This is a genomic window from Stenotrophomonas sp. TWI1149, from assembly GCF_039673155.1.
GTDB classification, from domain to species: domain Bacteria; phylum Pseudomonadota; class Gammaproteobacteria; order Xanthomonadales; family Xanthomonadaceae; genus Stenotrophomonas; species Stenotrophomonas maltophilia_AA.
The window spans coordinates 151624-176929 of the sequence record NZ_JBDJLB010000008.1 but is presented as its reverse complement, the minus strand read 5'-3'; the positions used below and the strand labels follow the sequence as shown (position 1 = coordinate 176929).

21 protein-coding genes are annotated in these 25306 nt (G+C 68.9%); 15 read left to right on the top strand and 6 right to left on the bottom strand.

What is annotated here, in order from left to right; genetic code table 11:
- Positions 1-47 precede the first annotated feature (47 nt).
- From ABE424_RS11180 to ABE424_RS11145, 8 genes are all read left to right on the top strand, one after another.
- Complete coding sequence (locus ABE424_RS11180) at positions 48-1682, top strand: TldD/PmbA family protein (protein WP_346491469.1); 1635 nt, start codon at positions 48-50, stop codon at positions 1680-1682.
- Between the two features lie 20 nt (positions 1683-1702).
- Positions 1703-3037 carry a TldD/PmbA family protein gene (locus ABE424_RS11175; protein ID WP_346491468.1) on the top strand — a complete coding sequence of 445 codons (1335 nt, stop codon included), beginning with the start codon at positions 1703-1705 and terminating at the stop codon, positions 3035-3037.
- A 67-nt stretch (positions 3038-3104) separates the two neighbouring features.
- Positions 3105-3806 (top strand): DUF4159 domain-containing protein, encoded by a 702-nt coding sequence (locus ABE424_RS11170; protein WP_176990266.1) that lies wholly within the window; start codon positions 3105-3107, stop codon positions 3804-3806.
- A 61-nt stretch (positions 3807-3867) separates the two neighbouring features.
- Complete coding sequence (locus ABE424_RS11165) at positions 3868-4851, top strand: MoxR family ATPase (protein WP_176990267.1); 984 nt, start codon at positions 3868-3870, stop codon at positions 4849-4851.
- Between the two features lie 10 nt (positions 4852-4861).
- Positions 4862-5758 (top strand): DUF58 domain-containing protein, encoded by an 897-nt coding sequence (locus ABE424_RS11160; RefSeq protein ID WP_346491467.1) that lies wholly within the window; start codon positions 4862-4864, stop codon positions 5756-5758.
- A complete protein-coding gene (locus tag ABE424_RS11155; RefSeq protein ID WP_346491466.1) occupies positions 5755-6873 on the top strand; it encodes a BatA domain-containing protein in 1119 nt (372 codons plus the stop codon). Before ABE424_RS11160 ends, ABE424_RS11155 begins: the two co-directional genes overlap by 4 nt.
- Positions 6870-9041 carry a hypothetical protein gene (locus ABE424_RS11150; protein ID WP_346491465.1) on the top strand — a complete coding sequence of 724 codons (2172 nt, stop codon included), beginning with the start codon at positions 6870-6872 and terminating at the stop codon, positions 9039-9041. The genes ABE424_RS11155 and ABE424_RS11150 overlap by 4 nt, the downstream gene beginning before the upstream one ends.
- Entirely contained in the window at positions 9038-10867 is a 1830-nt protein-coding gene (locus tag ABE424_RS11145) for a hypothetical protein (protein ID WP_346491464.1), read from the top strand. Before ABE424_RS11150 ends, ABE424_RS11145 begins: the two co-directional genes overlap by 4 nt.
- Before the next feature lie 19 nt (positions 10868-10886).
- Here ABE424_RS11145 and ABE424_RS11140 read toward each other — a convergent pair whose 3' ends face one another.
- Positions 10887-11363: a hypothetical protein gene (locus ABE424_RS11140; protein WP_346491463.1), complete on the bottom strand. Its 477-nt coding sequence runs from the start codon at positions 11361-11363 to the stop codon at positions 10887-10889.
- 361 nt (positions 11364-11724) lie between these two features.
- Between ABE424_RS11140 and ABE424_RS11135 the strand changes: the two genes are divergently transcribed.
- The 3 genes from ABE424_RS11135 (at position 11725) to ABE424_RS11125 (ending at position 17514) form a co-directional block, all read left to right on the top strand.
- Entirely contained in the window at positions 11725-13833 is a 2109-nt protein-coding gene (locus tag ABE424_RS11135) for a hypothetical protein (RefSeq protein ID WP_346491462.1), read from the top strand.
- Between the two features lie 109 nt (positions 13834-13942).
- Positions 13943-16423: a DEAD/DEAH box helicase gene (locus ABE424_RS11130; protein ID WP_319210249.1), complete on the top strand. Its 2481-nt coding sequence runs from the start codon at positions 13943-13945 to the stop codon at positions 16421-16423.
- The gene (locus ABE424_RS11125; RefSeq protein ID WP_346491461.1) at positions 16420-17514 is read left to right on the top strand and encodes a ribonuclease H-like domain-containing protein; all 1095 of its coding nucleotides are present in this window, start codon (positions 16420-16422) and stop codon (positions 17512-17514) included. The genes ABE424_RS11130 and ABE424_RS11125 overlap by 4 nt, the downstream gene beginning before the upstream one ends.
- A 13-nt stretch (positions 17515-17527) precedes the next feature.
- Here ABE424_RS11125 and ABE424_RS11120 read toward each other — a convergent pair whose 3' ends face one another.
- Complete coding sequence (locus ABE424_RS11120; protein WP_346491460.1) at positions 17528-17968, bottom strand: hypothetical protein; 441 nt, start codon at positions 17966-17968, stop codon at positions 17528-17530.
- Positions 17969-18000: 32 nt separating this feature from the next.
- On the opposite strand from ABE424_RS11120, the gene ABE424_RS11115 reads away from it, so the two are divergent.
- A complete protein-coding gene (locus ABE424_RS11115; RefSeq protein WP_176990276.1) occupies positions 18001-18336 on the top strand; it encodes an I78 family peptidase inhibitor in 336 nt (111 codons plus the stop codon).
- A 16-nt stretch (positions 18337-18352) separates the two neighbouring features.
- Here ABE424_RS11115 and ABE424_RS11110 read toward each other — a convergent pair whose 3' ends face one another.
- Positions 18353-20182 carry a M56 family metallopeptidase gene (locus tag ABE424_RS11110; protein ID WP_346491459.1) on the bottom strand — a complete coding sequence of 610 codons (1830 nt, stop codon included), beginning with the start codon at positions 20180-20182 and terminating at the stop codon, positions 18353-18355.
- 15 nt (positions 20183-20197) lie between these two features.
- Complete coding sequence (locus tag ABE424_RS11105) at positions 20198-20584, bottom strand: BlaI/MecI/CopY family transcriptional regulator (RefSeq protein ID WP_070472651.1); 387 nt, start codon at positions 20582-20584, stop codon at positions 20198-20200.
- A 207-nt stretch (positions 20585-20791) separates the two neighbouring features.
- Here ABE424_RS11105 and ABE424_RS11100 point away from each other — a divergent pair, with 207 nt between their 5' ends.
- Positions 20792-21937, top strand: a complete 1146-nt coding sequence (locus ABE424_RS11100; RefSeq protein WP_346501907.1) for a serine hydrolase domain-containing protein — start codon at positions 20792-20794, stop codon at positions 21935-21937.
- Here ABE424_RS11100 and ABE424_RS11095 read toward each other — a convergent pair.
- Complete coding sequence (locus tag ABE424_RS11095; protein ID WP_346491457.1) at positions 21894-23003, bottom strand: SDR family oxidoreductase; 1110 nt, start codon at positions 23001-23003, stop codon at positions 21894-21896. The two genes, ABE424_RS11100 and ABE424_RS11095, sit on opposite strands and share 44 nt — an antisense overlap.
- Positions 23004-23210: 207 nt before the next feature.
- Here ABE424_RS11095 and ABE424_RS11090 point away from each other — a divergent pair, with 207 nt between their 5' ends.
- Positions 23211-23552, top strand: a complete 342-nt coding sequence (locus ABE424_RS11090; RefSeq protein ID WP_176990279.1) for a hypothetical protein — start codon at positions 23211-23213, stop codon at positions 23550-23552.
- Positions 23553-23561: 9 nt separating this feature from the next.
- On the opposite strand, the gene ABE424_RS11085 is transcribed toward ABE424_RS11090, so the two are convergent.
- Entirely contained in the window at positions 23562-24626 is a 1065-nt protein-coding gene (locus tag ABE424_RS11085; protein ID WP_176990280.1) for a DNA topoisomerase IB, read from the bottom strand.
- Between the two features lie 134 nt (positions 24627-24760).
- On the opposite strand from ABE424_RS11085, the gene ABE424_RS11080 reads away from it, so the two are divergent.
- Positions 24761-25162, top strand: a complete 402-nt coding sequence (locus tag ABE424_RS11080) for an I78 family peptidase inhibitor (RefSeq protein ID WP_313211184.1) — start codon at positions 24761-24763, stop codon at positions 25160-25162.
- The last annotated feature ends 144 nt before the right edge of the window (positions 25163-25306 follow it).

The following is a 25306-nucleotide window of genomic DNA, read 5'->3' as shown; positions in this document are numbered from 1 at the left end:
GATGTCGCTGTTTCCCTGCCACCCCCACACCGACGTGGAGAGCTGCCTTGCAAAGACGTGACTTCCTCGCCCTGACCGGGCTTACCGCCGGCGGACTGATCGTGCCGTCGTTCTTCGGCAAGGTCATTGCCGCCGAACAGCTGCAGAGCGCGCTCGATCCGGCCCTGAAGAAGCGCCTGGCCGATGCCGCGCTGGCCGCCGCCCGCCAGGCCGGCGCAACCTACTGCGACGTACGCATCGGCCGTTACCTGCGCCAGTACGTGATCACCCGCGAGGACAAGGTCCAGAACGTGGTGAACACCGAATCGACCGGCGTGGGCATCCGCGTGATCGTCAACGGCGCCTGGGGCTTTGCCGCCACCAACCAGCTCGGCACCACCGATGTGGCACGTGCCGCGCAGCAGGCCGCCGCGATCGCCAAGGCCAACGCCGGCGTGCAGACTGCCCCGGTGCAGCTGGCGGCCGCGCCCGGCGTGGGCGAAGTGTCCTGGCGCACGCCGATCCGCAAGAACGCGATGGACGTGCCGATCAAGGAGAAGGTCGAGCTGCTGCTGGACGTCAATGCAGGCGCGATGGGCGCCGGCGCCAGCTTCGTCAACTCGATGCTGTTCCTGGTCAACGAGCAGAAGTACTTCGCGTCCACCGATGGCTCCTACATCGACCAGGACGTGCACCGCATCTGGGCGCCGATGACGGTCACCGCCATCGACAAGAGCACCGGCAAGTTCCGCACCCGTTCGGGGCTGTCCTCGCCGATGGGCCTGGGCTACGAATACCTCGATGGCGTCGGCACCGGCAAGGCGGTCTCGCCCAATGGCGTGGTCAACTACCGCAACTCCTACGACATGAAGGCCGATGCGATCGCCGCGGCCAAGCAGGCGCAGGAAAAGCTCAAGGCACCGTCGGTGAAGCCGGGCAAGTACGACCTGATCCTGGATCCGTCGCATACCTGGCTGACCATCCACGAGTCGGTCGGCCACCCGCTGGAACTGGACCGCGTGCTCGGCTACGAAGCCAACTACGCCGGCACCAGTTTCGCCACGCTGGACAAGCGCGAGCAGCACTTCCAGTACGGCAGCGACAAGGTCAACATCTTCGCCGACAAGACCCAGCCGGGCAGCCTCGGCGCGGTCGGTTACGACGATGAAGGCGTCAGGACCAAGCGCTGGGACCTGATCAGCGAAGGCAAGCTGGTCGATTACCAGACCATCCGCGACCAGGCCCACATCCTGGGCAAGACCGAGTCCGACGGCTGCTGCTACGCCGATTCGTGGTCCAGCGTGCAGTTCCAGCGCATGGCCAATGTGTCCCTGGCGCCGGGCAAGACCAAGCTGAGCGTGGCCGACATGGTCAAGGACGTCGAGAACGGCATCTACATCATCGGCGACGGCTCGTTCTCCATCGATCAGCAGCGCTACAACGCGCAGTTCGGTGGCCAGCTGTTCTATGAGATCAAGAACGGCCAGATCACCCGCATGCTCGAGGACGTGGCCTACCAGATCCGCACGCCGGAATTCTGGAACGCCTGCACCGCCGTGGCCGATGAAAGCGACTACCGCCTGGGCGGTTCGTTCTTCGATGGCAAGGGCCAGCCCGGCCAGGTCTCGGCGGTCTCGCACGGTTCGTCCACCGCGCGCTTCAACGGCATCAACGTCATCAACACCGCGCGCAGCCTCGGCTGACCGGTCAGGAGCCCCAATCCATGAGTATCTTCACCGAAGCCCAGGCCAAGGCCATCCTCGACAAGGTCATCGCGCTCTCCAAGGCCGATGAGTGCACCGCCGTGCTGGCCGGCTCGATCGATGGCAACATCCGTTTCGCACTGAACAACGTCTCCACCAGCGGCATCGTCGACAACACCGAACTGGCCGTCACGGTCGCCTTCGGCAAGCGGGTCGGCACCGCCTCGATCAACGAGTTCGACGACGCCGCGCTGGAACGCGTGGTGCGTCGTGCCGAGGATCTGGCCCGCCTGGCCCCGGAAAACCCGGAGTTCCTGCCGGCGATCGGCAAGCAGACCTACCGGTCCAGCCCGACCTTCAGCGAATCCACCGCGGCGATCGACCCGGCGTTCCGCGCCAAGGTCGCCGCCGACTCGATCGCGCCGTGCCGTGGCAACGGCCTGATCGCGGCCGGCTTCCTCGAAGACGGCCAGAGCTTCCAGGCCACCGCCAACAGCAACGGCAACTTCGGTTACCAGCGCGGCACCAACTTCGATTACACCTGCACGGTGCGCACCGAAGACGGCCGCGGTTCGGGCTGGGTCGGCCGCAACCTCAAGGAGGCCGCTGATTTCAAGGCCGACCAGGACATCCGCATCGCCATGCGCAAGGCCACCGAATCGGCCGAAGCCAAGGCGCTGGAGCCGGGCAAGTACACGGTGATCCTGGAGCCGGCCGCCGCGGCGGGCCTGATCAGCTTCATGATGAACTTCTTCGATGCGCGCTCGGCCGATGAAGGCCGCAGCTTCCTGTCCAGGAAGGGCGGCGGCAACAAGCTCGGCGAACAGGTCTACGACCCGCGCGTGAACATGGTGGCCGACCCGTGGCACCCCGAGGCCGCCGTGCTGCCGTGGGACAGCGAGGGCCAGCCGCGCGAGAAGCTGGACATCATCAAGAACGGCAAGATCGCCAACCTCAACTACTCGCGCTTCTGGGCGCAGAAGCAGGGCAAGACCGCCAACGCGCGGCCCGGCAACCTGCTGATGGCCGGTGGCGACAAGAGCACCGCCGCGCTGGTGCGTGGTACCCAGAAGGGCATCCTGGTCACCCGCACCTGGTACATCCGCATGGTGGACCCGCAGACCGTGCTGCTGACCGGCCTGACCCGCGATGGCACCTTCTACATCGAGAACGGCCAGATCAAGCATCCGGTGAAGAACTTCCGCTTCAACGAATCGCCGGTGATCATGCTCAACAACATCGAAGAACTGGGCAAGCCGGTGCGTGTGGCCGGTGACGAATCCAGCCTGGTGATGATGATCCCGCCGATGAAACTGCGCGATTTCACCTTCACCTCGTTGTCCGACGCGGTCTGATGCACGGTCGTGACGGCCGCTGGCCGTCTCTCCGTCTGGCCGGTTGCCCCCGGGAACGTGCGTGGCGATGAACCGCGCACAGTTCCTGCGCCTGATGCTGGGCAGTGCCGCCTTCGCGGCATTGCCCGCGCCGGCGCGCGCCCAGGCCGGGCGCTATGACTTCTGGTTCACCCGTCTCAAGTACGACTCCGGCGACTGGGACGTGGATGCGCGCATGCCGTCCAACGTGATCACCTCGCTGATCGATTACACCTCCCTGCGCGTGGACCCGACCGAGCACGTGATCGCCCTGTCCGATCCGCGCATGCTGGAGGCGCCGTTCTGCTATCTGGCCGGGCACAAGCTGGTCGAGTTCAATGCCGCCGAGCGGCAGAACTTCGTGCGTTACGTGCGCAACGGCGGCTTCGTGTTCGTCGATGACTGCAACCACGACATCGACGGCCTGTTCGCCAAGTCCTTCGAAGCACAGATGGCCAAGCTGTTCGGGCCGAAGGCGCTGAACAAGCTGCCGAACAACCACGCGCTGTACCGCAGCTTCTTCCGCTTTCCCGAGGGCCCGCCCGCCACGGGGTTCGAGCTCAATGGCTGGGGCGACGACCTGGTCCACGATTACCTCAAGGGCATCGAGATCGATGGCCGGCTCGGCGTGCTCTACAGCAACAAGGACTACGGCTGCGAGTGGGACTACGACTGGCGCAACAAGCGTTTCCTGGCCGAAGACAACACCCGCTTCGCGGTCAACATCATCATGTATGCGTTGAACAGTTAGGTTCCTTCCTGCATTCCAGCCACGCATGGCGTGGCTCTACACCGATCTCTGCGAGTGCCTTATGACGACCGACAGCCTTGATGTCCTCCTGCCCCGACTGGATCAACTGCGCAGCGCGCTGGGCCAGGCCGTGGTCGGCCAGCACGCCGTGGTCGAGCAGCTGCTGATCGGCCTGCTGGCCGGCGGCCACTGCCTGCTGGAAGGGGCACCGGGCCTGGGCAAGACCCTGCTGGTGCGCTCGCTCGGCCAGGCGCTGGAGCTGCAGTTCCGGCGCGTGCAGTTCACCCCGGACCTGATGCCCAGCGACATCCTTGGCACCGAGCTGCTGGAGGAAGACCACGGCACTGGCCACCGTCATTTCCGCTTCCAGAAGGGCCCGATCTTCACCCACCTGCTGCTGGCCGACGAGCTCAACCGCACGCCGCCCAAGACCCAGGCCGCGCTGCTGGAAGCGATGCAGGAGCGTACCGTCAGCTACGCCGGCACGACCTATGCGCTGCCCGCGCCGTTCTTCGTGCTGGCCACGCAGAACCCGATCGAACAGGCCGGCACCTACCCGCTGCCCGAAGCGCAGCTGGACCGTTTCCTGCTGCACGTGCGGGTGGACTACCCCACCGAGCAGGAAGAGCGCGACATCCTGCTGCAGACCACCGGCAGCGCCACGGGCAGCGTGCCCAAGGTGATGCACGCCGAAGACGTGCTGGCCCTGCAGGCGGCCGTGCGCCAGGTGCACATCAGCGAGGACGTGCTGACCTGGATCACCCGCCTGGTGCGTGCGAGCCGACCCGGCAGCGATGCGCCGGCGGCGGTGAACCAATGGATCAAGTGGGGTGCCGGCCCGCGTGCCGGACAGTCGCTGGTACTGGCGGCCAAGGCACGTGCACTGCTGCAGGGCCGTTTCGCCGCAACCCGTGAGGATGTGCAGGCGCTGGCGGCCCCGGTGATGCGCCATCGCCTGCTGTTGTCCTTCGCCGCCGAGGCCGAGCAGAAGAGCGCCGACGACGTGGTCGCCGCGCTGCTGCAGGCCGTGCCGTTCCCGGGTTGATCCACACGCCGTGAGCCGCAACGCACCGATCGCGATCCCCGCCGATGTCCGCAGCCGCCTGAAGGCACTGCGGCTGCTGCCGCGCCGTGCGCGCGGCGCGCACGGGATCGGCCAGCACGCCAGCCGCAGTCGCGGCGCCGGGCTGGAGTTCGCGCAGTACCGCGCCTATGAGCCCGGCGATGAGCTGCGGCAGATCGACTGGAAGCTCTACGCGCGCTCGGACCGCTTCTTCGTCCGCGAATCCGAGCGCGAAAGCCCGATCACGCTCTGGGTACTGCTTGATGCCACCGCCTCGGCGGGCCAGAGCGATCGCGCGCGACCGGACTGGTCGCGGCTGGACCACGCCTGCGCCACCGCCGCCTGCCTGGTTGAACTGGCCCTGCAGCAGAGCGACCGCTTCGGCGTGATCGTCCTGACCGGCGAAGGCGTGCAACTGGTGCCGGCCGGCCATGGCCCGCGCCAGCGCGACCGCGTGCATCTGCTGCTGCGCCAGGTGCAGGCCAGCGGCAGGTGGCCGCCGGTCACGGCACTGGCACCGATCTGGGAGCGCGTGCAGGCCGGCGACCTGCTGGTCGCGCTGGGCGACGGTTTCGACGAGGCCGGCATCGTGCTGCTGGAGCGGCTCGCCGCTGCGCGCCGCGAGGTGCTGCACCTGCAACTGCTGACCGCCGAAGAGCGCGATTTCCCGTTCACTGAAGGCCACCGCTTCCGCGATCCGGAGACAGGCGAAGAACTGCTGGGCGACGGCCGCGCCATCCGCGCGGATTACCTGGCCCGCTTCGACACGGCGCAGCGCGCATTGCAGGCACGCCTGCAGAGCAGTGGCATCGTGCATGCCACCGGTTATCTCGACCAGCCGCTGGATCAACCGCTGCGTGTGCTGCTCGGTGCCGGGGGCGGCGCATGAGCCTGCTGTATCCACTTGGCTTGCTGGCACTGGCTGCCTGGCTGGTGCCGCTGCTGATCCACCTTGCACGCCGGCATCAGTACGCGCCGCTCGACTTCGCCGCCCTGCGCTGGCTGCGGGCCCGGATCCGGCCGCGCCAGAAAATCCGTTTCGACGAGTGGCCGCTGCTGCTGGTGCGACTGCTGCTGCTCGCCGCACTGGCCCTGCTGCTGGCACGCCCGTTGTTGCACGACGCTGCGGCCGACACCCACCCGGTCACGGTGGTCGCCCCGGGGCTGGACGGCACTGCCCTGCGCGGGCGGGACGCCACGGGGGACTGGCGCTGGCTGGCCCCGGGTTTCCCGGCACTGGCCGATGCTGTCCCCGCATCCCCCTCACCGCTGGCCAGCCTGCTGCGCGAGCTGGACCAGACCCTGCCCGCCGGTACGCCACTGACCGTCTACATTCCCGACCCGATGCCCGGGCTGGATGGCGAGCGTCCGCGCCTGTCACGCGCCGTGACCTGGCGGCCGGTGCCCTTGGCGCCCGCCATCACGCGCGCGGCGACGCTGCCTGAGGTGCAGGTCGGCGCCGGCATCGCCGACGCCGAGCAGCGGGTGCTGGCAGCGATCCAGCGCGCCTGGTCGAGTCAACCGCTGTCGCCCGCCCGCGCCGCGGGCACCGCCCCGGACGACGGCCAGCTCGGCGTGTGGCTTGCCGCTGGACCGTTGCCCAGCGCCTGGCAGGCGTGGGTGCAACGGGGCGGCAGTGTGCTTGTCGCGCCCGGTGCTGCAGGGTGCGGCTGGACGCCGGCCCTGCGCGATGCACAGGGCGCAGTGGTGCTGGAACAACGGCAGGAAGGCAGCGGTCGTCTGCTGCGCTTCAGCGCAGCGCTGTCGCCGACGGAGCTGCCGGCGTTGCGCGATCCCGGCTTCCCGCGCCAATTGCTGGCGGTCATCGCGGCACCGGCCGCACCCACCCTCGCACCTGCGGCCACACAGGCACCGTTGCGTGGCGCTGCCGCACCGCTCCCCGCACCACGTGAGCTTGCGCCGTGGCTGCTGGCGCTGATCGTGCTGCTGTTCGCGCTCGAACGGATGATGGCCACCTCGCCGCAGCGGGGAGCAGGCGCATGAACGCCATCATCCCGCGCGGCTGGCAGCGCGCGCGGCGGCGGCAGTGGTGGATCACCGCCGTACTCGCGGTACCGATCGCGCTGGCACTCAGTGCCGTTGCATGGCGGGTCGCGGGCTTCAATGCGTTCACCGTGATCCTGCTGCTGACGTTGCTGGTCGGCGTCGGGCTGGCCACCTGGCGCGCACGTCGTCTTGATCGCCAGTGGCTGGTTCGCCGCCTGGATGAACACCCGATCGCACAGGACAGTGCCGACCTGCTGTTCGCGACCCCCGACACGTTGAACCCGTTGCAGCGGCGCCAGCGCGCGCATGTCGAGGCGGCACTGCAGTCGCGCCTGCCCGAGCTGCGGCCCCGCTGGCCGTGGCGCTGGGTACTGGCGTCGGCGGTGATGTCAGTGCTGGCCATGGCCCTGGCCTTCGGCTGGCCGCGCGGCCAGAGCGCAGCGCCACTGTTCCCCGGCGCGGGCGCACCGCCGGCCACACCGGCGCAACCGCCGCAGCTGCGTTCGACGCGGCTGGAGATCATCGCCCCGGCCTACACCGGGCAGGCGGTGCGCGTGCAGAACGCGCTGGATGGCAAGGTGGCGCAGGACAGCCGCCTGCACTGGTCGCTGCGCTTCTCCGCGCAGCCGCACACCGCCGCCCTGCAGTTCCACGATGGCCAGCGCATCGCGCTGCAGCGCGAGGGCGACCTCTGGACCGCACGGTGGACCGCGACCCGCCCGGCGCTGTACCGCGTGGTGACCGAGCCCGCCCTGCGCGACACCCGTCTGTACCGGCTCGATGTGGTGCCGGATCGCCCCCCGGTGGTGCGCGTGATCGCCCCGGACCGCAGCCTCGTGCTGGGCACGCCCGGCCAGCGCCAGTGGCCGCTGCAGTTCGAGGCCACTGACGACCATGGTGTGGTCGCCACCGCGCAGTTGAAGGTCACGTTGGCCCAGGGCAGCGGTGAGAACATCACCTTCCGCGAGCAGACCTTCACCCTGTCCGGCACCGGGCCGGCGACGCAGCGGCGCTTCGCGCGCACGCTCGATCTCGGCGCGCTGGGTGCCACCGAAGGCAACGATGTGATCGCGCAGCTGACCGTGCGCGACACCCATGCGCCCACCGCGCAGAGCGCACAGAGCAGCAGCGTCATCCTGCGCCTGCCCAGCGCCGCCGAGATCCAGGGCACCGACATGGAGGGCATGGTCAAGAAGACCCTGCCGGCGTACTTCCGCAGCCAGCGCCAGATCATCATCGACGCCGAGGCGCTGATCAAACAGCGCCGCCAGCTGCCGGCCGAGGAGTTCGTCAAACGCGCCGATGCGATCGGCGTGGACCAGCGCATCCTGCGCCTGCGCTATGGCCAGTTCCTCGGTGAGGAAAGCGAGGGCGGGGCCAAGCCGCCACCGACCAGCGACAGCCTGCCCACCAGCGACACGCCGGCGACCCCGCATGAAGAGGATCATGATCACCATGGCGAGCCTGCACAGGCCCAGGCGCAGGCCGGCCACGATGATCACGACCATGGCGCACAAACCGACGGCACCGCACCCGTGTTTGGCAGCGCCACCGATGTGCTCTCCGAATATGGCCATACCCATGACCACGCCGAGGCCGCCACCCTGCTCGATCCCAAGACGCGCGCCACGCTGAAGGCGGCGCTCGACCAGATGTGGTCGTCGGAAGGCGAACTGCGCCAGGGCCAGCCCGAACGCGCCCTGCCCTATGCCTACAAGGCGCTGGGTTTCATCAAGGAAGTGCAGCAGGCCGAGCGCATCTATCTCGCGCGGGTCGGTCCGGAGCTGCCCCCGATCGATGAAGGCCGGCGCATGACCGGCGATCGCGCCGAGCTGGCCAGCAGGGCATTGCCGCTGCGTGCGCTGGACGCACCCGACCAGGCCATCGTGCAGGTCTGGCAGCAGCTGGCCGACCCCGGCAGCGCGCCCGATCTGGACGCGCTGACCCAGTGGCTGCGGCGCAATGAAGCGCGGCTGCCGGATCCATTGAGCCTGGCCGCTGCCATCGAAACGCTGCGCATCACCCCGGACTGCGCCGACTGCCATCAGGCCCTGCGCGCGCAGCTGTGGCGTGCCCTGCTGCGGCCGCTGCCGCAGGTGCCGCGTCGCAACGCACCCGATGCCATGGGCCAGCGCTACCTGGATGCCCTGGAGGTCACCCCATGAGCGAACCGCGCTGGATCCTGATCGCGCTGCTGGCCGTGCTGCTGCTGGCCAGCGCACGCCTGTGCTGGCAGCAGTGGCGTGGGCCGGTGCGGGCGCGCGGCGTGTTCGCCGGCCTGCTGCTGTTGCAGATCGCGGTCACCGCGCTGCTCTATCTGACCCTGGTGCCGCCGATGCAGCGCGCGGCCGGCGGTCAGCTCACCGTGCTGACCGCGGCGTCCGATCAGGTGCGCTGGTCGGCCGCGCCCGGCGAGACCGTGGTCGCGCTGCCGGAAGCGCCAACGGCGACCGATGCCCTGCGTGCACCCGACCTGGCGACTGCGCTGCGCCAGCATCCGGGTACAACCTCCCTGCGGCTGATCGGCGATGGCCTGACGGCCCGCGATCGCGATGTGGCGCTGCCGCGCGGCGTGCGTCTCGCATCGCCCGGCGCACCGCAGGGCTGGATGTCACTGCAGCCGCCGCCGGTCACCGCGCCCGGTGCGGTGTTCACCGTCAGCGCGCGTGCGCAGGGCGTGCCGCACGCGCGCGCCGAGCTGGTGGATCCGGCCGGCCTGGTCGTCGACCGTGCCACGCCCGGCGCCGATGGCAGCGTGCACCTGGACGGTGTGGCACGCGTCCCCGGGCAGAGTGTGTTCCGCCTGCGCCTGCTGGATGCCGGCCAGCATGTGGTCGATACCCTGGCCGTACCCGTGGACACCGTCGCCACGGCCACGCCGCGCCTGCTGATCCTGGCCGGTGCGCCAGGCCCGGAGCTCAAGTACCTGCGCCGCTGGGCCACGGATGCCGGGCTGCGCGTGCAGGCGCAGGCCAATGCGGGCGGAGGGGTATCGCTTGGCGATGCGCCGATCCCGCTCACCGCGGCCAGCTTGGCCGAAACCGATGTCGTGGTGCTGGATGAGCGCAGCCTGGCTGCACTGCCGGCCACGCAGCGCAGCACGCTGCAACAGGCCATCCGCAATGGGCTCGGCGTCCTGGTTCGTACCAGCGGCCCCGTTGGTGATGGCGCCCGCCAGGTGCTGCGCGGCTGGGGACTGTCCGTCACCGGCGGCAACCAGGCCGCGCCCCTGTCACTGCCGGCGGATGCCGACGCCGCGTTGCTGCAGGCACGTCGTGGCCCACAGCGACCCGCATCGGATGCCACCGCCTACATCGAGGAAGCCGACGCCGCCTCGCACCAGGCCGCGCTGCCGGTGTTGGAGCGGTTGGCCGTGCAGACCGCCGACACGACGCCGCTGCTGCACGATGACAAGGGCGCGTCGGTCGGCGGCTATCGCGCCCTCGGGCGCGGACGCGTCGCGCTGCTGCCGGTCACCGACAGTTATCGGCTGGTGCTGGCCGGCCGCGACGATCGCCATGCCGAGCTGTGGAGCAGCGTGCTGGCCAGCATCGCGCGCGCGCTTCCCGCCGCAGAGGTCCCACGCATCGATGCCATCACCCCCTGGGCCGGCGAGCGCATGGCCCTGTGCCACCTGCAGGCGACCGCGCAGGTGCGTGCACCGGATGGCGCGTTCATTCCATTGCGGATCGATCCGGCCAGCGGTGCGGAGCACTGCGCGGGCTATTGGCCAGCGCAGGCCGGCTGGCATCAGCTGGAGCAGGGCGAGAACCGCCACACGTTCTACGTGTTCGATCCGGCCACTGCGCGACCGCTGCATCGGCAGCAGCTGCGGGAGGCGACCGCACAGCGTCTGGCTGGCGGCACCGCCGCCGCATCGGCGGGCCTGGTCGAAACGCCGGGCGCACGCTGGCCGTGGCTGTTGGCCTTCGTACTGGCGGCAGGGCTGCTGTGGTGGCTGGAGCGGCGGCGAGTGGCGCCGACGCGATGACAGCAGATCCGCCTGCCCGCTACTCCGGCAACGGCGGCAGCGGCGTCGGGCACCCACCCTGCTGCGCACAGACCTCCATCGCGCGACGCTGTTCTTCCTCGGTGAGTTCCGGCGGAGGGCGGGCGGTCGCGGACTGGATCTGCGCGGGCCCGCCAGTGAGCTTGCTCACGCCCTGTGCCGCCTTGGCCAATCCCTGGTTGATGCCCATCATCAGGTAGCCACCGCTCATGCTGACCTGCTCGGGCGACGGCGGCTCGCTCCAGGTGCGGCTGAAGCGATTGGGCTGCACCTGCACCGGATTCCTGAAGCGGTACAGATCCAGCGGTTCGTCGTCGGGCTTGAGCGCACGCACCTCGCCCAGCGTGGTGACCTCCCCCTGCGCTGTCGCGGGCGGTGGCTCGACCGGCTCGGGTGCGGCGGCCTGCTGGGCCTGTGCGGCGGCACCCAGCAGCAGGCCGGCCAGCAGCGCGGCGCCTTGATGTCCACGTAATGCCACAGCGACTCCATCCGTGTTTGGTTGCGGGCTGGTCTCAAGGATACGGAGGCCGGCGTCAGATTTCGTTGATGGCAGCTGTCCAGGCGACGCCGAACGCCGCCTCGCCACCATTGATGGACCGCCCTCCGCAATGGCGCGCTGATGACCGCGCCCCTGCAGCGCCGCTACAACGACCTCATCACTCGTTGATTGGCGCAGGCGTTGTCCAGCCCGCGCACGACGTCCCAGGACCGCGTTCGGCCCCCCGGCAGGACCTGGGGTACGCCGATGACCGTGGGCGATGCACATTGCAACATGTTGCATTGGCCGCAAGGAAAGCGCCGGCAATACTGCGCGGTGCACCCATGCGTGAAAACTGTATATGCCTGCACTCCTGACGTTCGCCAAGATTTTTCTCCCCCTGGTGTCGCTGCTGGGCGTGTTCATCTACGCCGCGCGACGTCGAAATGATCGCCATGCGTTCCATGTGTTGGCCAAGTCGCCGGTGATCCGTTCCCTGAACGAGGCGGAGTTCGCCGCGCTGGAGCCCTTTCGGTTGACTGGGCAGCTGGATGAGTCGCGCGAGGTCCGCCAACTCACCGGTCCGTACGTCCTTGAGGGTGATGGAGGTCAGACCCTGCACGAACGGCTGGGCGAGGTGGAGGTATTGCTGCCTTACGACGCACGCCGTTTCGTCGCGGAACACAACCCGGCCGAAGTGGTGCTTGGCCGCTCGCAGGCGATTGTTGTGCGCATGCACGGGTTCGACATCGTCGCCGGACGGGCGCGCGAGCAGGCCGCACACACGCAACGGGTCGGCGATCAGCGCAATGCGCACCGTCACCTCCCTACAGACGGATGTGCTGATGGTGCTACGGCCTCGCTCACCCACTCGACCGATGGCGCCAGTGCATACCTGCTTGGCCAGCGCGTGGAGACGCCCGAAGAACGAGCCCTGCGCCAGCGACCGTGGCTGGGGTGGCCGAGTGCAGGATGTTATCTCCTGGCCTGCCTGCTGTTCTGGTTGGGGACACTGCACAACCTCGGACTGGCCGGGCTCATGCTGGTGGCCGGCCTCATCAGCGCGGTTGTCGGCGTGTTGCTCACGCGCCCCCGCAAGCGGCCGTTGCCCACTGCGGGGACGGTCAACATGGCGCAGGGCATTCTTGAAGGTCCGCGCCGGCTGCCCAACGGGCACGTCGACACCGACTCTCCTGTGCTGGTGATCGGCGGGATCGACGTCTACACACCACGTCCGTGGTGCAGCCACCCCGCACTGCCGGTCGGGCAGCGCGTGCTCGCCCACTTCCGCGCCGAAGATCGACACCTGCTGTCACTGTCATGCGGCGCTTTGCAGGCGCAGACGTATCGATGGCCGCCGGTGAACTGGGGGCGCCACCTGTGCTGGACCGGCACAGCGATATTGGCCACGTTGTGGTCACTGCATGCTGGCAATGGTGTCCTGGACGACCTCGACCGGGCCAGCCTGGCCCTACATGTACCGGTGCTGCGTAGCGATGCCACGCCAGCCACGTTGCTGTCCGCGCCACCGCGGCCCGGTGACCGGGTGGACCTGCGGGGCATGGGCACGTGCGGCGCCGCACCGCTGCAGGTGGCCGGCCACACGCTGGCACAATCCGATTGCAGGCAGACACTGTGGGGAGGCCCGGCAATCGTGGCGCCCGCGATTGCGCTACCTGAGCCGCTAGCCCTGCTCGATCGCGATCAGGTGATGTCGGTACAGCTCACTCCAGAAACGCTGGACGCGCTGCTGTCGCCCTTCCCCAGCGCCTCGGCAGCGAGCAACCGCAACCGGGTCAACGGAGTGGCAACTCTGGTGGAGACACTTGATCTGGCCTGCCGCGGGGGCATTGCCGGTTGCGATGCGCTGCGCCGACGCGTGCTGGAGGCGCTGCTGGTGGCGCCCAAGGGATCGGTCGTGGACAGCGGCGAGGTTCTCCGCGCTCGCCTCGCCGATGAGATTCGGCAGGACCCGCAGATGCAGCAGGACGTGCTGTATCTGACCAAGCCGAGCATCACGGCGTTGTACGAGATCCAGGTGGACCTGGTGCGCGCATTCACCCGCAAGACGCTGGCCGACATCAGCACCGGAGTGCTGGCGCCGCCGGTTGGACTGGTGCTGATCGACACGCACGCGCCTATGGCTCGGCGTCCCGCGATACTGGACGCGCCGCTGGAAGATTGGCAGCAGACTCGCGACCAGGTCAGCTTGCCGCAACCGTTCACGATCAGCGGCTGGGTAACCGGATTCGAGCACGATGCCAGCGGGCTGCGCCTGCATATCGACACGGGGGCGAGCAACTCGCCGTTCGTTATCGCCCTGGTCCACAGCATCTGGCGGGTACTCGCACTGCTGCTCCTGATAGTGCAGTGTTTCCTGCTGTGGCGCTGTTGGCGCAAGGTACAGCTCCAGCAGGCGTCCGTGGCCGCTGCACTTGGCACGCCGGCAGCGCCACGGGTGGATGATTGAGGACAGGCGCAGGGCAGTGCGCTGAACGATTCACCCCACCTTCCAATCGTGTCTCAAACATTGAGACGCCGCTGTGTTCCCATAGCGTCCTTTGCAGACCGTTGTGACCATGGCCTACGAACTCGCCAAGCGCACTGAAGACGCCGAGCGCCGCCTCGCCACCACCGACGGGCTGCCCTCGCGCGATGGCGCGCTGCTGACCGCGCGCCTGCAGCGCCGCTACAACGACCGCATCACCGGCAGCTTCACGATTCCGGCCCGCGAGGGCCAGTACGCGCCGATCCCGGCCGATGTGCCCGACGCCCTGGTCCAGGCGCTGAAGGCGCGTGGCATCGAGCAGCTCTACAGCCACCAGGCGCAGGCCTGGGAGGCCAGCCAGCGCGGCGAGCACGTGGCCATCGTGACCCCGACCGCCAGCGGCAAGTCGCTGTGCTACACCCTGCCGGTGGTCAGCGCGGCGATGCAGGGCAAGGCCAAGGCGCTGTACCTGTTCCCGACCAAGGCGCTGGCCCAGGACCAGGTCGCCGAGCTGCTGGAACTCAACCGCGCCGGCGATCTGGGCGTGAAAGCCTTCACCTTCGATGGGGATACGCCGGGCGATGCGCGCCAGGCGATCCGCCTGCACGGCGACATCGTGGTCTCCAACCCGGACATGCTGCACCAGGCGATCCTGCCGCATCACACCAAGTGGGCGCAGTTCTTCGAGAACCTGCGCTACGTGGTCATCGATGAAGTGCACACCTACCGCGGCGTGTTCGGCAGCCACGTCACCAACGTGCTGCGCCGGCTCAAGCGGATCTGCGCGTTCTATGGCGTGGAACCGCAGTTCATCCTGTGCTCGGCGACCATCGGCAACCCGCAGGCGCATGCCGAGGCGCTGATCGAAGCGCCGGTGACGGCGATCACCGAGTCCGGCGCGCCCAGCGGGCCGAAGCATGTACTGCTGTGGAACCCGCCGGTGGTCAACGCCGATCTCGGCCTGCGCGCTTCGGCGCGTTCGCAGAGCAACCGCATCGCCCGCATCGCGATCAAATCCGGGCTGAAGACCCTGATCTTCGCGCAGAGCCGGTTGATGGTCGAAGTGCTCACCAAGTACCTCAAGGACATCTTCGACCACGACCCGCGCAAGCCGGCGCGCATCCGCGCCTACCGCGGCGGCTACCTGCCCACCGAGCGCCGCGAGACCGAACGCGCCATGCGCGCCGGGCAGATCGACGGCATCGTCAGCACCTCGGCGCTGGAGCTGGGCGTGGATATCGGCAGCCTCGACGTGGTCATCCTCAACGGCTACCCGGGCAGCGTCGCCGCGACCTGGCAGCGCTTCGGCCGCGCGGGTCGCCGCCAGCAGCCCGCGCTGGGCGTGATGGTGGCCAGTTCGCAGCCGCTGGACCAGTACGTGGTGCGCCACCCGGACTTCTTCGCCGAGGCCTCGCCCGAGCATGCGCGCATCGCGCCGGACCAGCCGCTGATCCTGTTCGACCACATCCGCTGCGCCGCCTTCGAGCTGCCGTTCCTGGCCGGCGATCCGTTCGGCCCGATCGACCCGCTGGTGTTCCTGGAAGCGCTGGCCGAAACCGAGGTGGTCCATCGCGAAGGCGACCGCTGGGAGTGGATCGCCGACAGCTATCCGGCCAACGCGGTCAGCCTGCGCTCGGTCGCCGATGGCAACTTCGTGGTGGTGGACCGCAGCGACGGGAAGCAGCAGATCATCGCCGAGGTGGATTATTCCGCCGCCGCGCTGACGCTGTACGAAGGCGCCATCCACATGGTGCAGTCCACGCCCTACCAGGTGGAGCGGCTGGACTGGGAAGGCCGCAAGGCCTATGTCACCCGCACCCACGTGGACTACTACACCGACAGCATCGACTTCACCAAGCTCAAGGTGCTGGACCGCTTCGATGGCTGCATCGCCGGGCGCGGCGATTCCCACCATGGCGAGGTGCACGTGGTGCGCCGCGTGGCCGGCTACAAGAAGATCCGCTACTACACCCACGAAAACATCGGCTACGGCCCGGTCAACCTGCCCGACCAGGAGCTGCACACCACGGCGGTGTGGTGGCAGTTGCCGCAGGCGCTGCTGCTGACCGCGTTCGACAGCAAGCAGGAAGCGCTGGACGGTTTCCTCGGCGCCGCCTACGCGCTGCACATCGTCGCCACGGTGGCGGTGATGGCCGATGCGCGCGACCTGCAGAAGGCCGTCGGCAATGGTGACGGTGCGTGGTTCGCGGTGGCGGACCAGAGCGGGCGCGGGCAGCTGCGTGGCGCCGAGTTCGATGCCAGCGCGATCGAACTGCAGCAGCAGTTCGTGCCCACGGTGTATCTGTACGACAACTTCCCCGGCGGCGTTGGCCTGAGCGAGCCGCTGTGGGTGCGCCAGGCCGAGCTGCTGCTGCGCGCGCGCGAACTGGTGCAGGGCTGCGACTGCAAGGCCGGCTGCCCGGCCTGCGTCGGCCCGGTGCTGGCCGGCCAGGAAGACGATGCCACCACGCCGAAGGCGCTGGCGTTGAAGGTGCTGGACCTGTTCGACAGTGCCGCCCTGCCGTCCGCCGCCGAACGTGAGCGCCAGCATGCCGAGGTGGTCGCCCCGTGAGCCTGAGCCTGGACAAGCTGCGCCTGCTGCGCCGGCAGGCCGGTGATGCGACGGCGGCGGCGCCTGAAAACCCGGTAGGTGCCGACCGTTGGCCGGCACACCCCACCGAACCCGCAGCCCCGCTTCCGGCCGCCGCCAACGACGCGCGTGCGCGCACGCCTGCGCCCGCCTCCGTTTTCGGCTGGGTCGAGCAGGAGATCCGCCACAAACCGACCGGCGCCGCCGCACGCGAGACCGCACCGGCGGTTCCCGCTGTTCCTGTTGCTGTCCCCGCGCCCGCGCTGCGCAGACCCGAGATCGGTGGCCTGCGCCGTCTGCTTGGCCTGCGCGAACGCGGCATCAGCACAGCCAATCCGCGCGGGAACGCCGCGGATCGCCATGTCCCGGGCGAGGAAATCGCACCCGGCCTGTTCCTGATTGAATCGTTCGTCGCGCAGGCGATCCCCACCGAACCGTTGTCGCTGGCCTTCGCCAAGCGCGAAGGCGAGCAGGTGCAGCCGCGGGATCTGTTGTTCTTCGATACCGAGACCACCGGCCTGGCCGGCGGCACCGGCACCCGCGCCTTCATGATCGGCGCGGCGGACTGGCACACCCATCCCGAGCGCGGCGACGGCCTGCGCATCCGCCAACTGCTGATGACCACGATGGCGGCCGAGGCCGCGATGCTGCGCGAGTTTGCCGGCTGGCTGCAGCCGGGCACGGTGTTCTCCAGCTACAACGGGCGCTGCTACGACGCCCCGCTGCTCAAGACGCGCTATCGGCTGGCCCGGCAGCGCTGCCCGATCACGCCGCTGGATCACGTCGACCTGCTGTTCCCGACCCGCCGCCGCTATCGCGGCACCTGGGAGAACTGCCGGCTGGCCACGATCGAGCGCCAGCTGCTGCAGATCGTGCGCGAAGACGATCTGCCCGGCTCGGAAGCCCCTGCGGCGTGGCTGAATTACCTCCGGGGCGGCAGCGCGGTGAACCTGCGCCGGGTGGCCGAGCACAACCACCAGGACGTGGTGACCCTGGCGCTGCTGATGCGGCGGCTGGTGGCCGAGGAGCAGCGCGACCGGGAGACGTTGGCTTTGTCCTCGCCGTCCCCCTGAGGGAAACGCAGGCTCAGCTCAGTCCGGCACGCAGTCGATCAATCATCAGGGACAGAAGTTCATTCACGCGATGGGCCTCCGCCGGAGGAATCATCTCATTCATGGTTTGCGCGTCCTCCTGACAGTCAAAGATGTCCACGGACGTCCAGCCGCTGGACCAGAAATCTATCGTCGCGAATTTATTGTTTCCTTCAACACTCGCTCTCTGCAGCTCTCCGAAGTCCCCGCGCCCTTCGTCTGTGTAGGTGATGTTGAATCCCGTCAGATGGGGATGAATATTGCCCCTGAACCACGTGATATCAGGTGCGCTCATTGTTTTCTCCGACAAATCAAACCTTGCTCGCAGGCGCTGCCTGCAGAAGGGTGGCTGATGGCTTCCCGAGAGGTACGCCGCCAATAATGACGGCAGGTGGTGCGTCATGTCTTGACGCGGCGTGAAGTAGGCGTGTTCCACACTGCACGCACTCTCCGTGGGAGGACCACCACATGCGTCTGAACCTTCTGTTCGCCCTGGGCTGCGCCCTGCCGCTGGCCGCCTGCAGTCATCCCGGCAAGACGGCGGGAACACCCGCCGACAGCCCGACCTCGACCGCGCCGCCCGCGGTGGCCGGCAGTGGCGGCCAATGCGATCCGGAAAAGCTCACCGGCCTGACCGGGCAGACCGCCACCGAAGCGGTGATCCAGAAAGCAGTGAAGGACAGCGGTGCCCGCAACGCCCGCGTGCTCAAGCCGGGCATGGCGATGACCATGGATTACCGCGAAGACCGCCTCAGCATCGAAGTGGACGCGCAGAACAGGATCGTGCGCGCCAACTGCGGTTGAGAAGGCTTCCTGCAGGTCAGTCGCGCAGGCGTTGGGCCTTGCCGCTGGCCAGCGCCTGATCGATGGCCGTGCGTACTTCCCGCACGGCGCGGGCCGAGGCCAGGCTCTGCTGGTGCGCCAGGCGCGCCTGCTCCCGGCCCAGCTCGGCCTGCTCGCGCGCGACCAGGGTGATCTGACGGGCGTCCACCGCCTTGGCCGCGGCGGTACGCGCTTCGCGCGCTGCCTGGCTGGCACCGGCGGCAGCCGCACGTGACTGGCGCGCGGCCTGGTTGGCCTCGGCGGCCGCATCCAGTCCCGTTTGGCGCGTCGCGTGGTTGACCACCGCCGCGACATCCACTGCGGCCAGCGCGTCGGCGGTGACCTGCATCGAGACCTGGGCCAGCTGCTGGCCGATCGCCGCCTGGCGGTTGCCCAGCTCGGCCTGCGCGTTGCCCAAGGCCGCCACGTCGGACTGACTGCGGCTGAGCTGGCTGAGGACGGCGGGATCGCGGATGAGATAGCGCGCCTGGCCACGACGTACCCACAGCGCCGGTTCGTCGCCGCCCGCATCGCGGCGCGCCTGCTTGAGATCGGCCACCGAGGCATCGACGAAGTTGTCGTCCTGCCCCATCAGCACGAACGCCTGGGCGGGTTGCTGGCGGATGTTGAGCTTGCCATGGGTGACGAAGGACATCCCGTCATCCAGATCCTTCGGCGGCTCCGGCGCACGCGGTGCGGCGGGGGCGGCGGGGGCGGCCGGCGGTTCCGGGGCCGGCATCGGCTCCGGCGCGGGGACCGGGGCGCGCGCAGGCAACGGCGTGGGCGGCGTGGGTACGTTCGGTGCGGTCGGGGCCGGGGGCGCCGGCGGCGGCGGCGCAGCCACCAACCGCAGCGGCGCCACGCCGACGACCACAAACAGCGCGGTGATCGCCAGCGCGGCGACGCGCGGGAAACTGCGGGTCTGCTGCAGGGTCAGCAGGCGGCGCTTGAGGCTGCGCAGGTTCGGCGAGGCGCTGGCCACGCCCACGGCGGGACGCGGTGCGACACCCAGCTGCACCAGCAGGCGACCATAGTCGTGCCGGCAATGGTCATGCCCGGCCACCACCGCACCATCGCAGGCTTCTTCGCGGGCCAGGGCGTATTCGCGCGCGGCCAGGTGGACCAGCGGATGGAAGAAGAACAGATGCTGCGACAGTGCCGGCAGCAGGCCCCACCACAGGTCGCGGCGCTGCAGATGGATCAGCTCATGGGTCAGCGCCATGTCCAGGTCATCGGCCGACATCGCCGGCAGTTCGCGCGCCGGCAGCAGCAGCACGGGCCGCCACGGGCCGATCAACTGCGGCGAGCGGATCTGTGCGGAGAGCTTCAGGCGCGGCGCGCGGCGCAGGCCATGCGCTTCGGCAGCGAGCTGCAGGGCCTGCTGCAGGCCGGCGTCGGTGCACTCGGTGGCACCGCGCACCAGCGCGCGGCTCGCGCGGTAGCCGCGCAGGCTGTGCACCAGCATCAAGAGCACGCCGGCGGCCCACAGGGCCAGCAGCAGCGACGGCCAGGACACTGCCATCGTCGCCGTCTCGGCCGCGCTCGCTGCATGGATGACCGGCGCGGCCTGCACGGCGGCATCGAACGCAGGCAGTGCCGTTACCGGGGCGGTCGGCGCAGTCAGCGCGACGGGTGCAGGCAGCACCGCCAGTTCCAGCGGGCTGCTCCAGAACAGGCCCAGCACCGCCTGCGCGGCCACCAGCCACCACAGCCGGCAGCGGGTCGCGGAGGGCAGCTGCGGCAGCAGGCGGCATACGCCCCAGACCAGCGCCACCAGCACCGCACTCTGCACGCTGGTCCAGCCCAACCGCATCAGCAGTTCGCTCATCATCATGTCCATGGCTCAGCCCTCCCGCTTGCGTGACTGCAACTGTGCGACCAGCGCTTCCAGCTCGGCCAGCTCCTGATCGCTGACGTCCACCTTGTGCGACATGAACGCCACGAACGGCGAGACCGAGCCCTGCAGCGTCTTCTCCACGAAGCTGGCCACCGCGCCCTGCACCACGCTGTCCTGGCCGCTGGTGGTGGCATAGCGGTACACGCCGTCCACCTGCTTGCGGCTCAGGTAGGACTTGGCGCGCAGGCGCTCCATCATGGTCAGCACGGTGGACCGTGCCAGCCCGCGCTGCTCGCCGAACCCGGCGGCGACTTCGCCGACGCTGGGACGGTCCTGTTCCGCGATGTACTGCAGCAGGGCCAGTTCCTGGTCCCCGATGGTCTTGCCGCGCATGGCGCACTCCCTATGACTACACGTGTCGCTACCGTGCCAGTGACTACAGGTGTCGTCAAGTGCCGGACGGTCGGTGCCGACGAACGGTAGGCCGGGCGTGATCGCCCTGCCGGTGGCCTTAAACCTTTTCGCCGCGGCCCGCATCCAAGCCTTCGAGCTGCGGCATCCCGCCCTGGCGCCGCGTCACCTTCGCCAAGGACCTGCTGCATGCGCTCCACGTACCGCGTGATCTTGATGGTCGCCCTGCTGTTCCCGCTTTGCGCGCAGGCGCGAGCCGGCAATGTGGACACTGCCAACCAGCAGACCCGACAGTTCATCGGCCGGACCATGGACGCCCTGCGCATTCCCGGGCTGCAGATCGCCGTGATCCAGGACGGAAAGGTGGTGCTCTCGGAGAGCCACGGGCTGGCCAACGTCGAAAACGGGCTGCCGGCCACGCGCACGACGCGTTTCCCGCTCAACTCGGCGACGAAATCGTTCACCGGGGTGGCGATGATGCAGCTGGCCGAGGCGGGCAAGGTGAACCTGGATGCGCCGATCTCGACCTATCTCGCCGATCTGCCCGAGGCGTGGCGCGGCGTTCGTGTGCGCCAGCTGCTGGCGCACACCTCCGGGCTGCCGGACATCCTCGATGCACAGGGGCTGCTCGGCGGAGGGAGCGAGCAGGCGGCCTGGGCGGCGGTGACCCGGCTGCCGGTGGAGGCCGCCCCCGGCGCGCGCTTCACCTACAACCAGACCAACTACGTGCTGCTGGCTCGGATCATCGCCGCGCAGTCGGCGATGCCGTACGACCGCTATGTCGCCACGCATCAGTTCGATGTCGCCGGGATGCCGTCCACGACGTTCGGCGACAGCTACGATCTGGTCGCCAACAGCGCCACGATCTACAGCTGGTTCCCGCGCCGCACCGATGCGCCGGACGCCGCGCCACGTCTCTCGCACTGGTTCTACGACATGACGCCCGGGCTGTGGGCCGGCGGCGGCATGCTGACCACCGCCGATGACGTCGCGCAGTGGCTGGTCGCGGTGTCCGGCAACCGCCTGATCAACGCGGCCAGTACCCGCAGGATGTGGACGCCGGAACGGCTCGACGATGGCAGCGAGGGCGCCTGGGGAGACGGTTGGGCGGTATTGCAGGGCGCCCCGCAACGCCAGGTGGCCGGCATGGGTGGCGCGCGCTCGGCCCTCATCGTCTACCCCGACCAGGGGCTGGCCATCGTGGTGCTGACCAACCTGGTCGGGGCCAACCCGCAGAACTTCATTCCGCAGATCGCCGCGTTCTACGGCGTGGACGCGCCGGTGCCGACGGTCAGCCGCGCGGCCCGCCCATCACCGGCAGGATCACGCCGCTGATGTAACTCGCGGTGATCGGCGAGGCGAGGAACACATAGGCCGGCGACAGTTCTTCCGGCTGCGCCGGTCGGCCCATGTCGCTGTCCTGGCCGAACTCGGCCACGTCGGGGGCTTTCTTGTCGGCCGGATTGAGCGGCGTCCAGACCGGTCCCGGGGCGACCGCGTTGACCCGGATGCCGCGCGGCAGCAGCTGGCTGGCCAGCGCCTTGGTGAAGGCATGGATCGCGCCCTTGGTGGCCGAGTAGTCCACCAGCGACTTGCTGCCGAACAGTCCGGTTTCCGAGCCGGTATTGATGATGCTGGCGCCTTCGCCCAGATGCGGGAGCACCGCGCGCGCCATCTGGATGTATCCGCCGATGTTGGTCTGCAGGGTTTCCTGCAGATGGTCGTCCTCGAGGTCTTCCAGGCGGTCGCAGTGCAGCTGGAAGGCGGCGTTGTTGACCAGGATGTCGACCCCGCCGAACGCCTTGACCACCTGCTTCACCGCCTTGTTGCAGAAGGCCGGGTCGCGCACGTCGCCGGCGATCACCACGCAACGGCCGCCTTCCTTCTCGACGTGCTCGCGGGTGATCTTCGCGTCCTTCTTTTCATCCAGGTGCAGCACCGCCACATCGGCCCCTTCGCGGGCGAACAGCACGGCCACCGCGCGGCCGATGCCGGAGTCGGCGCCGGTGATGATCGCGCGCTTGCCCTTGAGTTTGCCGCTGCCTTGGTAGTCCGGCGCAAGGAAACGCGGGGCCAGCTGCATCTCGTGTTCGTTGCCCGGTTTGGCCAGCTGCTCGGCCGGCATTTTTTCCGGCTGGCGGCGCGTGCCGGCCTGGGTAGCCTTCTTGGTCCTGGAGGCGGCGGCCTTCTTCGCCGCACGCGCGTCCTTGGCCTTTTCCTGGTCCTGCAGACGGCGCTGGCGCGCCGCCACGCGCGCAGCGCGCGGATCGGTGGCGGCTGCCTTGCGGGTCGCGGTTTTCACGACCGGCGCACGGGTACGCGGTTCGGTTGCGTCGGCCGCCGGGGCCGCCTTGCGGGACGTGGGGGTCTTGGTGGTCTTACGGGGTTTGGCCGTGGCCATGTTCGACTCCTGTTGCCGGATCAGATGCGTGGATATCACGCGGGCGCATGTCGCCGCGGGCGGTGCCGCTCTGGAGTGCGCAGCCCCACTATGGTCAACCCGGCGGCCAGGGATGGTGAATGGAGCGTGCCCACACCGTGTAGAGGATTCATGCGCCGCATACGGGCACCGATGCACCCTGAGCGCAATTCCCATGGAGTGCGTCGCATGCTTCGTTACCTGTCCGCGGCTGTGGCCGTCCTTGCTTTGTCCGCCTGCAGCAGCACCCCTGTCGCGCAGGTCCAGCCGATCGACGGCGTGATTTCCGGCCAGTGCCATGTCGACAAGGTGCGTGGCGCCACCGGGCTGGCCGCGTCGGCGGCTACCGTGGAGCGGGCCCGCGTGGACAGCGACAGCCTCGAGGTCATCGTGCTGCGGGGCCAGCGCCAGGAAAGCGGCCCGACCGCCAGCGGTGCGGTGCCGTCGAGCGCCGGGGCGGAAAGCGGTGGCGAACGGCTCACCATCGAAACCGGCAACACCAACAACATCACCGCGATCTACTGCGGCTGACCGCTGCGCTCATCCCGCGCGGGCGCGCCGGACGGTGCGCCGCGCGGCTTTGAGTACTTTCAGCGTGGCCAGTTCCCACTGACGGTCGCCGCGCAGCCCGGCAAGCGCCTTCAATGAGCCGGCCCGCCAGCCATCGAATACGCAGGGATCGATGTAGGCCTTGCGGCACACCGACGGTGTGTTGCCCAGCAGGTTGGCCACCTCGCATACCACCTGCTTCTGCAATGCCGCCAGCGCGCGCTCACTGGAGGGTTCGGGCAGCTCGGTCGCGGCAAGCTGACGGATCGCCTCCAGCGTGCCGCCCCAGGTGCGGAAATCCTTGGCGCTGAAATCCTCGCCCATCGCATCGTGCAGATAGTCATTGACCATGCCCGAGTCCACCGGTTGCACCGCGCCCTCGTCATCGCGGTACTGGAACAGCGCCTGCCCGGGCAGCTGCTGGCAGCTGCGGATGAGCTTGACCAGTTCGCGGTCATCCACGTCCACCTCATGCGCCTGCCCGGACTTGCCCCGGAAGCGCATCTGCGCCCGGCCGCCCTTGACCAGCGCGAGGTGGCGGTTACGTAGCGTGGTCAGCCCGTAAGAGCGGTTGTCACGTGCATAGACTTCATTGCCAACGCGCACCAGCGTCTGTGCCAGCAACGCCACCACGATCGCCAGCACCTTGTCGCGCGGGAAGCCGGGCAGCTTCAGATCGCGGCGCAGGCGCCGACGCAGCGTGGGCAGGGCGGTACCAAAGGCAATGATGCGATCGAATTTGCCATCGCCCCGCACCCGCGCCCAATCGGCGTGGTAGCGGTACTGCTTGCGGCCGCGCGCGTCGCGGCCGGTCGCCTGCAGGTGGCCGTTGGGCAGCGCGCAGATCCACACATCGGTGTACGCCGGCGGGATCGCCAGCGCGCGGATCCGGGCCAACGTGGCGGCATCGCGCACCGCCGCACCATCGGCGTCGCGGTAGGCGAAGCCTTTGCCGGCCTTGCGGCGGGCGATGCCGGGCAGTTCATCGCTGACATACCGCAGGCCGGCCTGGCGGGCGGCGGCGGCTTCGGGGGTGGTGGTGCGGCTCGGGCTCATGGACGCGGCGCGGATCAGGGAAACGCAGTGTTACCGCTGCCGGTGCGGCGCCGCGTCAATAACGCAACACAAACACCTCACGCCGCGCTTGGCGATATCCTCCAGAGTTTACTGGCTCGCTTCCTGGAGTACCGATGTCGTCCCTGTCGTTCCGCCGCGTGCGGCGTTCTTTCGGGCTGATTGCCCTGTTCCCCGCCCTGCTGGTCCTCGGTGCGTGCAGCGCCCCGCCGATGGACGAGCAGGAGGCCGTCGCCACCCATGCGCAGAAGGCGGCCGAAGCCGCCGCCGCACCGACCGACGAAGCCGGCAAGGCGACCGAAGCGCCGCCGGTCGGCAGCTGCGATGCCACCCAGGTGCAGAGCCTGGTCGGCCAGCCCTATACCGCCGAGCTCGGCAGCCAGGCCCAGCAGGATGCCGGCGCCACCAGCGTGCGCGTGCTCAAGCCGAACGACATGACCACGATGGAGTTCATCGGCGAGCGCCTGAACGTCGAAGTGGATGCCAAGAACGTGGTGGCCGGCGTCCGCTGCGGCTGAACAGGCGACGGAGAAAACCCCTGAAACACAGGGGTTTGGTTGCGCCTGCAACCGTGTATTGCGGCGTTGCAGCAACTATGCTCTAGTCGAGTCATCCGGTGCCTCCAGATGCGCTCAACGGATTGAGCGGGGACGAGTGTCGCC

Coding starts and splice junctions, on each gene's coding strand:
- ABE424_RS11115 (WP_176990276.1), top strand. CDS start 18,001: ATGCGTCTGAACCTTCTGTTCGCCCTGGGCTGCGCCCTGCCGCTGGCC.
- ABE424_RS11110 (WP_346491459.1), bottom strand. CDS start 20,182: ATGAGCGAACTGCTGATGCGGTTGGGCTGGACCAGCGTGCAGAGTGCG.
- ABE424_RS11145 (WP_346491464.1), top strand. CDS start 9,038: ATGAGCGAACCGCGCTGGATCCTGATCGCGCTGCTGGCCGTGCTGCTG.
- ABE424_RS11085 (WP_176990280.1), bottom strand. CDS start 24,626: ATGAGCCCGAGCCGCACCACCACCCCCGAAGCCGCCGCCGCCCGCCAG.
- ABE424_RS11080 (WP_313211184.1), top strand. CDS start 24,761: ATGTCGTCCCTGTCGTTCCGCCGCGTGCGGCGTTCTTTCGGGCTGATT.
- ABE424_RS11175 (WP_346491468.1), top strand. CDS start 1,703: ATGAGTATCTTCACCGAAGCCCAGGCCAAGGCCATCCTCGACAAGGTC.
- ABE424_RS11100 (WP_346501907.1), top strand. CDS start 20,792: ATGCGCTCCACGTACCGCGTGATCTTGATGGTCGCCCTGCTGTTCCCG.
- ABE424_RS11170 (WP_176990266.1), top strand. CDS start 3,105: ATGAACCGCGCACAGTTCCTGCGCCTGATGCTGGGCAGTGCCGCCTTC.
- ABE424_RS11105 (WP_070472651.1), bottom strand. CDS start 20,584: ATGCGCGGCAAGACCATCGGGGACCAGGAACTGGCCCTGCTGCAGTAC.
- ABE424_RS11130 (WP_319210249.1), top strand. CDS start 13,943: ATGGCCTACGAACTCGCCAAGCGCACTGAAGACGCCGAGCGCCGCCTC.
- ABE424_RS11095 (WP_346491457.1), bottom strand. CDS start 23,003: ATGGCCACGGCCAAACCCCGTAAGACCACCAAGACCCCCACGTCCCGC.
- ABE424_RS11090 (WP_176990279.1), top strand. CDS start 23,211: ATGCTTCGTTACCTGTCCGCGGCTGTGGCCGTCCTTGCTTTGTCCGCC.
- ABE424_RS11135 (WP_346491462.1), top strand. CDS start 11,725: ATGCCTGCACTCCTGACGTTCGCCAAGATTTTTCTCCCCCTGGTGTCG.
- ABE424_RS11150 (WP_346491465.1), top strand. CDS start 6,870: ATGAACGCCATCATCCCGCGCGGCTGGCAGCGCGCGCGGCGGCGGCAG.
- ABE424_RS11155 (WP_346491466.1), top strand. CDS start 5,755: ATGAGCCTGCTGTATCCACTTGGCTTGCTGGCACTGGCTGCCTGGCTG.
- ABE424_RS11165 (WP_176990267.1), top strand. CDS start 3,868: ATGACGACCGACAGCCTTGATGTCCTCCTGCCCCGACTGGATCAACTG.